Source organism: Bacillus sp. XT-4, assembly GCF_050864245.1.
GTDB classification, from domain to species: domain Bacteria; phylum Bacillota; class Bacilli; order Bacillales; family Bacillaceae; genus Bacillus; species Bacillus altitudinis.
This window is the reverse complement of sequence record NZ_JBPAFI010000014.1, coordinates 1-11,000: the sequence shown is the minus strand read 5'-3', so window position 1 is coordinate 11,000 and position 11,000 is coordinate 1. Positions and strand designations below refer to the sequence as shown.

Below are 11,000 nucleotides of genomic sequence, written 5' to 3'. Positions count from 1 at the left end.
CAAACCCATCCCTCCTTACGAACAAGAAATGTTTGTTGCTTTATGTTGTATACTTTTTAAAAGGTCATCTTCTTTATTAATTTGATTTAAGATGGTACGAATCGTCTCAAATTCTGGAGACAGTTTATTGATTGAATAATAACGCCACTGCCCTTTTCTGTTCTCATGAACAAATCCAGCTTTTTTTAATTTTCGTAAATGCTGACTAATAGCTGGTTGACTCATTTCGAACATATCTACCAGTTCACACACACAATATTCTTTCTCCAAAAACAATTTCATCATGATCAGTCTTGTTTGATCACTGAGTGTTTTTAAACAATTCGACATATTTGTCACACCAATTGAAACATCTGCAGTCACAATGATTCCCCCCTTTTCAAAAGTGACGGTCCTTGTTATCAACTCCTTCAACATTATATAACCGAAAACTTATATAATCAATTAATTATATGAATTTAAACAAAAATTTATTCTCGTAAAAATTATCGATTGATTTTCTTTTTAATTTATTTTATGATTTATTCATCAAAAAAAATTGATTAATGAAAAAGGAGAATTCTATGTCCCTTTCCTTTCCCTTAGAAAATAAACAGCTAGTGGATACATTTGAGCATTACGAACTGAAGTTCAAAGCATTATCTGATAAAAAAAGGCTGCATTTATTAAACGTTCTTTGCGAAAACGGCCCTACTTGTGTTTGTGATCTAATTGAGCAATTTCAGATGACACAATCTAAATTGTCATATCATTTAAAAATCTTATTAGATGCAGATTTAATCACAAAAGAAACAAGAGGTACATGGAGCTATTATTCCTTAAATGAAAAAGAAGTGAATCATTTACTTTCACCAGAGCTATGTTGCTTATTTCGCCCTTCTTGCTAGGAAGGGATTATTTTTAACTAATTAATCAAAAAAAATTGATTTATAAGGAGTTACATAAAATGAAAAAAAACTTACCAGTAGTTATTATTGGCGGCGGCCCAGTTGGTATTGCCGCAGCTGCACATCTTATTAAAAGAAATGAATCATTCCTCTTATTTGAATCAGGCAAACAAATTGGGAATCATTTTTTAGATTATGGACATGTACGCCTGTTTTCACCATGGGAGTTTAATATTGATCAAGCTGCAAGGGAATTGCTAGAAAAACACCAGATCCCCCTTCCTTGTAAAGATGAACTCCCATTAGGAAAAGAAATTGTTACCCAATATCTAAAACCATTAACTGAACTACCAGAAATGAAACCACATATTTATTTAAATAGCCCAGTTCTCCATATTGGCAAAAAAGGTGTTGATAAAGTCAAAACAAAAGATAGAGATCTAGTACCTTTTATCATTCGAGTGAAATTAAATAATCAAGAAGAAAAAACTTACGAGGCAAAGGCGGTTATTGATGCCACTGGTACGTGGCAAAACCCTAATCCAATAAATGCTGAAGGGATTATGACTGAAAATGAAAAAAGAGTTGCTGATCGGATTTATTATGGCATTCCTGATGTTTTAAATCGTGATCTGATTCGGTATCAAAATAAAACAGTTGCAGTGGTTGGCAGTGGTCATTCTGCTGTAAACACTTTGCTTGAGCTGGCAGAGCTAAAAAAGACATCAAAAAACACAGAAATTATATGGATTTTAAGAAAGCATGATATTAGTGAGGTATTCGGAGGAGAAAGCAATGATCAATTGCCTGCAAGAGGTCAATTAGGCATTAGATTGAGACAAATTTTAGATAAAGGATTAGTAAGAATCTTCCCTTCAATGTTGATTCAAAATATTGAACAAACTTTTAATAGCAAGTTAAAAATCATTGGCATCCAGAAAAAAGAAAAAATAACAATCGATAATATAGACGAAGTGATTGCGAATACTGGGGCAAGACCTGACTTTAAGTTCCTAAGAGAAATTCGCCATACATTTGATTCAGCATTAGAGTGCGTGCGGGATCTAGCTGACCTTATTGATCCTAACATACACAGTTGTGGCACTGTACGACCACATGGTGAAAAAGAACTGAGACAACCAGAAACAAACTTTTATATCATTGGTTCCAAAAGTTATGGAAGAGCACCTACATTTTTATTAGCCACCGGTTATGAGCAGGCTCGATCTGTTGTTGCTTATATGACTGGTGATAAAGAATCTGCTGAACGTGTAGAACTTAAGTTACCTGAAACGGGTGTTTGTAAAGTTGCTTTAAAACCTAAAGTTGAGAAAACGTCTTGTTGTATTGATGAATAAATAAAAAGCAGACCTCTTTTTGGGGTCTGCTTAATTAGATAGTATTTTTTCCATAGCCATTACATCAACATAAACATTATCGATTTTCCCTTGTTCTTTGAATATGCCGACTTCCCTATACCCCATTGATTTATATAAACCTTGCCCTAATTCATTAAATGGGAAGGTGAATAAGACAATTTTACGTATTTGAGATTTAACTGCTTCTTTTTCTATATTAGATAAGAGTGCTTTACCAATACCCTTCCCTCTTTGATTACGACGGATATATATAGATAAATCAGCAACACCTTGATAAGCACATCGATGAGAGTATGGGTTAAGTGCCACCCACCCTACTACCTGTGAATTTAATTCAGCAACAAGAATTTTATATTTTTCAGACCGATCAGTGAACCATTTTGTCATGTAAATGATATCTTTCTTTTCAACTTCTAAAGTGGCTATTTTATCAATAATGCCTTGGTTATAAATATCTAATATTTCAATCAGATCAGAATTGTTGGCTTCTCTAATTTTAAGCATACTTCCCATCTCCATCTTTATAGTGTGAATTTAAAAATCTTGTATTCTTTTAATGATTGAAGTCTCGGTATTAAATAAAGTAACCAATTAAATAGATTAAAGTCAATTTGTTTTTACAAAGTTTTACTTAGAATGCATGAAAAGACCAAAAGATTTTATTCTTTTGGTCTTTTTCAACGCGCCTCATAAAATAAAAACTAGAGTGAATCATATGAACTGCAGTACAGTTTGTTAATTTGCGAATCTCTTATTTCTCATCTAACAGACTAAGTAGTTCTTTAGCTAAAGTTTTTGAACCTGATACGCCTTTTAAATATTTCATTTCCCCTTGAACAGACCAGTCAATTTTTTCAAGCTTGTATAAGAATGAATTTAAAATTTTTAAGTCTATTTGCATGGATTCATTATTTAAACTTTTAGGCAAGATTTCTGAACCTATTATCGACAAAGCATTTATCCCAACGATATGAGTTAGTTTTGATTCTTTATAGTTACCCCAATCATCAGGAAACAGCTTTTTGATTTCGTCAAAATAAATTAAAGATACTCTTAATAATTTTTCTTTTGACAACTCAGATAGTTTGTTCTGTTTTGTTAAATAGACGAGAGTATTATAAATGTTTTGTAAAGTAACCCGTTTAGAAGTTGTTCTCAGACCTACAATTGTTCCTAATTCATGAAATGGACTGTCTGGATGGATAATAAGTTGGGCTGCCACCCAACTCAAATCTTCTGAGTCTCTTTTTAGGTATCGGCTTAAAGAAGATCCTATACCTTTAGCTTTAGTGTTAATAGTATCAAATAAACTGATCTCCTCTTCATCTTCTAAATAATGAAAAGCTAAAAATGGCACATTAATGAATGCATTTGTTTCTTCTAAATATAACTTAATTCCACCTAATCGATGCTGACCATCCATAAGTGACCCTCTCTTTTTGCATATCAAGCGTCCGAAAGAAGGTCTTAGACTATCGTATGCTGTAAACTGCCAATTCCCTCCTGCATTAATTAAAATAGGTGTGAAAAGAGCATTTTCCCCCGTAGATAAGTAATCAACAAAGTCCTTGCATCTTTTGGAACTGACAGGTCGTTGATATCCTTTGCCAGAGGGATCATTAAATGGTTTTACAAAAACCATTTTTAAAGCTTCTGTAGCTGAAACACTACTTTGATAAACTACCTTCCCTCTTAATTTTGCTTGAATTACATTTTCTATGACAATGGAGTTAGATAGTTCCTTCTTAGTTGTCAAATTCTAAACCTCCGAACTTATTCAAAAATATGAATTCAATATAGTACTTATAAGTTTATTTTTCAATGGTAATTTTACACTTTAGTTATCTGTTAAGAGGTTAGCCACCTCTCTAGGCTTAAAGAGAGGTGATTACGTTGGATGAATTAATTAATTTCGTAGGGCAACGTCTTCGAGGTTTGAGAAAAGCTAAAGGATGGACACAAGAAAAGTTTGCTGAAGAATCTGGTCATCAAGCATCTTATATTGCAGGTGTTGAACGTGGTGAAAGAAATATTACACTCGACACATTAGAAAAATTGTTACTGGTACTAGAAGTTAAACCAGCTACTTTTTTTTCTGTTAGTGAAGAAGATAATTTGCTTGAAAATTTAAAAGCTCATGTTAGTTTACTCTCTACTCGATCTCACTCTGAAGTAGAGCTTATAAATAAAATATCTCAGGAAATTTTTGAAACGATTGATTCACAGACCAAAAAGTGAAATTAAGGAAAAACGAATTTTCCTTGGAAAAATACAGACGAATTTCAAAAGCGGGGTTGGAAATATTAACCACGCTTTTTCGTGTATCAAAAACGATGGTTTTTGATAATGTTGTTTTTAAAACAAAAATTTTTGTATTAAGGTTGCAATTCTATATCAAAACTTATCTCAATATCTATATGTCAATAATGCACCTTTTTGATATAATTTAATTGAATATTCACAAAAAAGAGGTGATTTTTTGATAATAGGATATGCAAGAGTTAGTACAGTTGATCAATCATTAAACTTGCAGATAGATTCCCTCTCAGAATTTGGGTGTGATGAAATTTTCCAAGAAAAGGTTTCAGGTGCGCGAGATGATAGAACTGAACTAATGAATGCTTTAAGAATGCTAAGAGCTGGTGATAAATTTGTTGTTTATAAATTAGATCGCTTAGCCAGGTCAACAAAAAGTTTAATAGAGATCGCCGAAAATCTTCGTAATAAAAATGTTGAATTTATTAGTATACAAGATAATTTAGATACAAGTACGGCAGCTGGTAAAGCGATGTTTGGTATGTTATCGGTTTTGGCCGAGTTTGAACGGGACATCATTCGAGAACGAACATTGTCTGGGCTTAAGGCAGCTAGAGCTAGAGGAAGAAAAGGTGGAAGACCGAAAGTTAATAAGCAGAAATTAAATCAAGCATTGGCATTATATCATTCCAAAAGAATGACTGTTCGAGAAATACAGGAAATTACGGGTATTTCACCAGCAACCTTGTACAGAGCAATTAAAGAAGAGTAAAACAAGTTTACTCTTCTTTAGAATGAATTATTAAGTATGGTTCTCTTTCTTCTTCCCAAAAATGAAATTCTAAAGGTAAACTTTTATCTTTAGGGATTAAAATTAAATAAAATGGTAAGCCTTCAAGCTTAAATGGAGGCTCGTAATAAAAGCGTCTTTCATTTGATCCGCCTATACTTATTCGTGTCCAATTGTTGAAATGATTCATCTTTAAATGAATAAGCACTCTTTTCAATACCCAGTTTATTTCTGAAGGTTTACAATCACAATGATTATCTAACCACCAATATAAATCTCTTATATAAGTTATATCTTGGGAGTGTGTGAAGTCGTAATTAGAATGATACAACCCAAGGTTATACCTTCTCCTTTCATCATTGGTACAAATAAATTTTAATTCTGCTTTTATAAATACTTGCCAAAAAACATATGCATAGGCTGCGGGACAAATCCAATTAATTTTTGGTGAATGGAAAAAATAAAGAGATGTGCAATCTTTAATACATTTTTTATGTTTATACATACTTTTTTCTAGATGTCTATTGATTGAGTTTAACGTTGCTTTTGATAAACGATAGATCTCTTTCGTATTATCATATGTGCTGGTTTCTTCAATTGACTTTGTTTGATCTCTTTTAATAAACCTATAGTGCTGTTCCTCTCGTAATGTTCGAATTAAGGGTGTTGATTTAATTATGTTGTGAGTAGTTCCTTGTTCGGTATTTGTTGAGAGGTCAGCAGCTTCTAAAATCTTTGTCATAGCATCCTGGTAATTGGTTAAGTCTATTTCTGGATGATAGTGAATATGAAATTTGTTAGCTATACTTGATGAATTCAATTTTTCCCATCTCATCAAAATTTCTAAGGTTACTTTGAATTTTTTATTTTTCTTCCAAATTGCTGAGTAACTCTTCCCTTTCTTAGGTGAAAATAAATAATAACCACAATCACATCTAAAGGGTTCAAGAGTAAATGAATCTGTGATTTCATAAAGAAAAGCCGTTTTGCATTTCGGGCATTCTGAAGTTAATGGGACCATATGAAATGGGCAAACATGCATTAATTTAAATTGGTGATAAATGCTGTGATATCCTTGTTTTATACACTTTGGACAGAATCTTAAATGTTTATGAAAGTAGATAGATTGATTGCCAGGTAATACGTTAGTAAGTTTTGAAATAATATGTTCATTATATCTCTTTAATTGAAAATTCAAAATTCTTATAAGTGACGTATTATCTAGTCCTTCAAGTGTAATTAAATTACGTGCCGATTTATTTTTTGTAGTGGACTTTAATTTCTTTAAGTGTTGAGTACCGAACAAGTTGAAGATATCTTGACTTTTTATACGATTAGCATATTTAAATTTCTCGAATATCCCCCATGGGGATTCGAAAGGTACAATCCAATCATTATTCCAAGCGAATTCTTTTATTAGAGGGCTTGGTTCTAAAAAGTGTATTTGATTCTTCATTCGGAATTTTTTTCACTCCTAATTTATATAATGTCTAAATAAATTTCTGACTCAACATAGCCTGATCTTGTGATTGCTTCTTCCCAGTGAGCTTTTGATAACCACTCTAGGTTCTCTCCGTTCGCTCCAAATTTTCTAAGGGCATATTCAATGGTAAGTGTTAAATATTGCATTGGAATTTCCACAGGCTTAGTTAAACCAGCTTTTCTTCGCAATTCAGTAAATACCTCCATCAAATCCTCAGCACATTGGTTTAATCTATAGCCTTCATTAAAAGCTGTTGGAAAAAAGTATCTTGCATATGACCAACCACTACCTATTGGATATTCAGACTCATTATCATATCCTGATAAACAGGGTTTTAGATCTTTCAAATTTTTTATTCCTGTGAATTCATACTCATGAACCATGAATCTCCCAATTAATTGAGCTTTTTTTGCTCGTATAAAAGCTGTTCTTTGATAAAGTAATTCATTTTGACCAACTAATATAACAGTAAGGTGGACACCTGCAAAATCTAATTCATTATATATATCCATTAACCAACCATAATGTAATTCTTGTAACCTGTGGGCTTCATCTAAGAATAAAATGACTCTGTGTTGTCTAGACTTTTCCCCTTGCTCAATTAAAAATCTTGAGAGCCTATCACGTTTTATATTTGCCTTACCATTGAAGGGTAAATTGTGCCCTATATCTTTTAGAATATCTTCAAAGAAGATACCTTCATTTGCATTTTTGTAGTGTCGACATAATATTTTGTAAACTGGCAACATCATATCAAATTCTGAAGTTAATATTTTACGGATATATTCAATGGCCTTGCTCTTTCCTAATCTAGGTCTTCCATAGACGATAGCCCCAGGTGCACGATTATTTATCCAATGGCAAATTGAGTCGTATAATCGATCGATTTCATTAGTCGCGATTAAATACCTTCCATTTTCCACTGGATGACTTCCCTTTGAAACATAGGGTCTATCCATGAACTCCATAGTTGTTCTCTCTTCGTTCGTATTCAAGTAACCACCCCCTATTTAATACATGATTGTTTTAGTGAGTCTTCGTGATGAATCATCTGAAGGCTTATTTTTGTTGTAAGGTAAGGTATTGTTATTCTTTTTTTGTTCAAAATCAGCTTTTTCTATTGGTTCAATTAAAACATCATTGGTACTTTGATGAGTTTCAATATATCGGTTTAGTGTAGCAAGTGTATTTCTTGAGTTTTTGTTTTTTCTTGCTTCTTTTTCTAAATGTTGTGTGAGAACATCAATTGGATCGTCTTCCTGTAATAGATGGATCATTTTTCTTTTCCGCAGCTTATTAATCATTTTCCTGGTTTTTAAATCATGTGGAGTAACACCCCATTTACCAAATGCAGTAAGCATTCCAAATTCGCTGCCGTCAGGTAAAAAAGCTTTCACAATTCGCAAATCTTCTGTATTCACTAAAATCGTCAATTTTGTTCCAATCAGTTCAAAGGATCGTGATAAAATTTCGTTGTAATATTTTACACCTTCATAGTTAATGTGTGGTCGATTGCCATTTTTATTTCCTTGAATAGTTCGTTCGGCTTTCATATAAAAAAATATCACCTCACTTCTTTTTTCTTCAGGTATTTGTCGTATATTCATACCTCTTGAGAGCCTTTGTTCTATAGCTTCTAATGGTGTCAAATTATTTACACCTTCGTTTGGGGTGCCGTTATAATTTGCAATTAAAACCTCTGTTATTTCTTCTAGATGTGCAGCTGAAATACGATATTTAATTGCTTTTTGTTCCGCATTCTTTCTTATCGGATCTTTAGGGTGACTTCCAGTTGTTGTTGAGAGCTTATGATATCCGTTTTCTTCGAGAGTTCTAAAAAATCTCTCTATAATTCCTCGACGTTCAGGTGTTCTAACTGGTCCAGCATTAACTGAGCATCCAATTACTTGTGTTAAACGATCTCTCACAATATTTGATAAATTTGCTTTGGCATTATCATAGTGGAATTCATCCCATATTCCCCATTGAGTTGATTTAATACTTTTTGAAGGGAAACTCCCATTTGAGGAGTATTTTAATCCTGGAATAGTAAGTGGTTTTGACTCGTGTGGAACGATTGAATTTTTAATACACCTTAATACATCATTTGCTGAGTATTCCTTATTAAGACAAAGGTGATAACCTAAAATTGCCCGGGTAGCTACATCAATAATTACGAGCAACCAGATTCTGTTCATAACTTCAACAATTTCATCTCCTTCCGGAGTTTTAAAAGTGATAGCAATAACAGCATCAATCCTATGACCATCAAATTGAACTTTTTGGAATGGTCTACTAATTATGGAGTGAGAAGAATAAGGTTCCTGTTTTTCAAAATTTTTATTGTTAATCGTTTTAGTGTATATTTGGAGGGCTTTCAATCCATTTGTTTCTGTGTTAAAGGGATAGTCTCTTAAAGTTAACCCTACACTTCGACAAGCGTCTAAGAATTTTTTATGGAGGATTTTATTATTAATATGGTTATTTTTTTTGCAATAGTCTTGAATAATATCATCTATTAATGGATGGGTATCAAGAAGTTGTTGAAATAATCCAGCGAAACTTTCAGATTTTAAATTTTTGCGTTGATATGTTCTTGTTGTTTTAAAGGGAATTAAAGCGCGGAAACCCCATATTTCATTGTTTTTATCTGTTTCTAAACAACGTTTTGTATATTTCCGAACATTCGCTCGTGTAATACCAGTAAGATCTCGTATTTCAGTCAATGTTTTCTCATTTTTTAAATAAAGCTCAACAGCTTGTTTTCTACTTAAAAAAATTGATTTCGATGATTCATCTAACTGATCAACTAACACTTTTGGCCATAAAGAAGTATCTAACAGATCTGAAGGAATGTCTTCATTCTCATAAAAACGGTTCCTACTCAATAGTCCACACCTCCAAATTCTCTCCAAAAGGAGTACATTGCAGATTAGCATCGATTATTCCTTTACTATAGAGATGAAATAACGCTTCTTTAATTCTAGAAGAACCAATACTTAAACGATCTTCTAAATAACCAACTGAATGTTTGTTTCTTTGAATTTCTTGTTTTATTACATAAAGGTCTGTTTCAATGGGATGACACCTATTACTAAGATAAGGTAATAATAATTTCATGTTTTCTAGTAGGACAGTATTGCCTCTTATATTTTTTTCGGAGCGTATTGCAAAGTTTTTCTTGTGTTCTTGACACCATTGTTCTAGGATTTTAACATTTGTTGAAATAATATTTGTTGAATATTTAATCACTATGAATTCCTCATGACCATTCCTCCACTTCACCCACATATTAAAATATGTTTTTAAAACCTTGTTATTTTTATTGAAATACTTAACTTCAAAAGGTCTTTCGCAAAAAGTGAGGATTTTAGGGTCTGTTTCAATAAGAACCCAAAAATCATATTCTAGATCACTGAACAAACGAACATTCCTTTTTAATTTAGGACTGTATGCTTCCCAATAATTATTTCCGAATTTGCTGCTTCTTTTAATGTTAATGGGCGAATACATATACTCACATCCTTTAACTAGATATATATAAATTTCGACAACCTTCTACATTAACCTTCTATAAATATTCATAATAATCTAACAATAAATCTAGTGATAATAATAATTTTATGAAAAAGTTAAGAGGTTAAAGTTGGTTTAGTTAACATATAAAGTTTCAATTTTTGAGTTCCCAGTCATTCAATATGGATCCACTTTTGCCTTCTAAAATTATAAAGGATCCACTTTTACCTTCCATAAAAAGAAGATAAAAGTGGATCCTTTAAATTGTGGAATCCTTATTTCACTATTGTTTATAAAGTCATACAATGGATCTACATTTACCTTCTTGTACATTATTATTAGATTTTATATTCAATCGACTCAAACGCAGCACTACTTTCCAGTCTCAGCAAACTGTTTCAATCGATCTCCAATTTCATCTCTTACCCTTTGGAAAAATGACCACTTCTCTTCTTCTGTTCCTTCTGCTTTTGCTGGATCATCAAAGTCCCAATGGACACGTTTGACATGAGGTGGAGTCATCGGGCATTTATCAGCTGCGTCCCCGCATAGTGTGACGACTAAGTCAGCGTGATGCAATATTTTCTGATCAATCAGGTCAGACGTTTGATGAGAAATATCAATCCCTATTTCTTTCATTGCTTTTACAGCATTCGGATTTAATCCATGAGCTTCGATACCAGCACTAT

At 32.6% G+C, this 11,000-nt stretch carries 12 protein-coding genes; 4 read left to right on the top strand and 8 right to left on the bottom strand.

The annotated features are described in order from the left end of the window. Positions 1-15 precede the first annotated feature (15 nt). Positions 16-363 carry an ArsR/SmtB family transcription factor gene (locus tag ACRRMM_RS19055; RefSeq protein ID WP_432450931.1) on the bottom strand — a complete coding sequence of 116 codons (348 nt, stop codon included), beginning with the start codon at positions 361-363 and terminating at the stop codon, positions 16-18. A 200-nt stretch (positions 364-563) separates the two neighbouring features. Between ACRRMM_RS19055 and ACRRMM_RS19050 the strand changes: the two genes are divergently transcribed. Beyond that, positions 564-887, top strand: a complete 324-nt coding sequence (locus ACRRMM_RS19050) for an ArsR/SmtB family transcription factor (RefSeq protein WP_034325125.1) — start codon at positions 564-566, stop codon at positions 885-887. Positions 888-946: 59 nt separating this feature from the next. Next, positions 947-2,245, top strand: a complete 1,299-nt coding sequence (locus ACRRMM_RS19045) for an NAD(P)-binding domain-containing protein (RefSeq protein ID WP_432450930.1) — start codon at positions 947-949, stop codon at positions 2,243-2,245. A 30-nt stretch (positions 2,246-2,275) separates the two neighbouring features. Here ACRRMM_RS19045 and ACRRMM_RS19040 read toward each other — a convergent pair whose 3' ends face one another. Both ACRRMM_RS19040 and ACRRMM_RS19035 read right to left on the bottom strand, forming a co-directional pair. Beyond that, the gene (locus ACRRMM_RS19040; RefSeq protein WP_409362678.1) at positions 2,276-2,779 is read right to left on the bottom strand and encodes an arsinothricin resistance N-acetyltransferase ArsN1 family A; all 504 of its coding nucleotides are present in this window, start codon (positions 2,777-2,779) and stop codon (positions 2,276-2,278) included. Between the two features lie 238 nt (positions 2,780-3,017). After that, positions 3,018-4,022: a DGQHR domain-containing protein gene (locus tag ACRRMM_RS19035; protein ID WP_247721865.1), complete on the bottom strand. Its 1,005-nt coding sequence runs from the start codon at positions 4,020-4,022 to the stop codon at positions 3,018-3,020. Positions 4,023-4,159: 137 nt separating this feature from the next. Between ACRRMM_RS19035 and ACRRMM_RS19030 the strand changes: the two genes are divergently transcribed. After that, on the top strand, positions 4,160-4,504 hold the full coding sequence (locus ACRRMM_RS19030) for a helix-turn-helix domain-containing protein (RefSeq protein ID WP_058838670.1): 345 nt from the start codon (positions 4,160-4,162) through the stop codon (positions 4,502-4,504). 241 nt (positions 4,505-4,745) lie between these two features. Beyond that, on the top strand, positions 4,746-5,294 hold the full coding sequence (locus ACRRMM_RS19025) for a recombinase family protein (RefSeq protein ID WP_034325122.1): 549 nt from the start codon (positions 4,746-4,748) through the stop codon (positions 5,292-5,294). Positions 5,295-5,301: 7 nt separating this feature from the next. Here ACRRMM_RS19025 and ACRRMM_RS19020 read toward each other — a convergent pair whose 3' ends face one another. The 5 genes from ACRRMM_RS19020 to ACRRMM_RS19000 all read right to left on the bottom strand — a co-directional run. Continuing rightward, positions 5,302-6,768, bottom strand: a complete 1,467-nt coding sequence (locus ACRRMM_RS19020; protein WP_432450929.1) for a TniQ family protein — start codon at positions 6,766-6,768, stop codon at positions 5,302-5,304. A 23-nt stretch (positions 6,769-6,791) separates the two neighbouring features. Continuing rightward, a complete protein-coding gene (locus ACRRMM_RS19015) occupies positions 6,792-7,790 on the bottom strand; it encodes an ATP-binding protein (RefSeq protein WP_409362680.1) in 999 nt (332 codons plus the stop codon). Positions 7,791-7,805: 15 nt separating this feature from the next. Next, the gene (locus ACRRMM_RS19010; protein ID WP_432450928.1) at positions 7,806-9,683 is read right to left on the bottom strand and encodes a hypothetical protein; all 1,878 of its coding nucleotides are present in this window, start codon (positions 9,681-9,683) and stop codon (positions 7,806-7,808) included. Continuing rightward, entirely contained in the window at positions 9,676-10,308 is a 633-nt protein-coding gene (locus ACRRMM_RS19005) for a hypothetical protein (RefSeq protein ID WP_409362682.1), read from the bottom strand. Before ACRRMM_RS19005 ends, ACRRMM_RS19010 begins: the two co-directional genes overlap by 8 nt. A 375-nt stretch (positions 10,309-10,683) precedes the next feature. After that, positions 10,684-11,000, bottom strand: a 317-nt coding sequence (locus ACRRMM_RS19000; protein ID WP_432450927.1) for an arsenate reductase, incomplete at its 5' end; no start/stop codon positions are given.

What these genes read in the sequence shown, in the direction of transcription:
- ACRRMM_RS19050 (WP_034325125.1), top strand. Translation starts at nt 564, where the DNA reads ATGTCCCTTTCCTTTCCCTTAGAAAATAAACAGCTAGTGGATACATTT.
- ACRRMM_RS19045 (WP_432450930.1), top strand. Translation starts at nt 947, where the DNA reads ATGAAAAAAAACTTACCAGTAGTTATTATTGGCGGCGGCCCAGTTGGT.
- ACRRMM_RS19040 (WP_409362678.1), bottom strand. Translation starts at nt 2,779, where the DNA reads ATGGGAAGTATGCTTAAAATTAGAGAAGCCAACAATTCTGATCTGATT.
- ACRRMM_RS19020 (WP_432450929.1), bottom strand. Translation starts at nt 6,768, where the DNA reads ATGAAGAATCAAATACACTTTTTAGAACCAAGCCCTCTAATAAAAGAA.
- ACRRMM_RS19005 (WP_409362682.1), bottom strand. Translation starts at nt 10,308, where the DNA reads ATGTATTCGCCCATTAACATTAAAAGAAGCAGCAAATTCGGAAATAAT.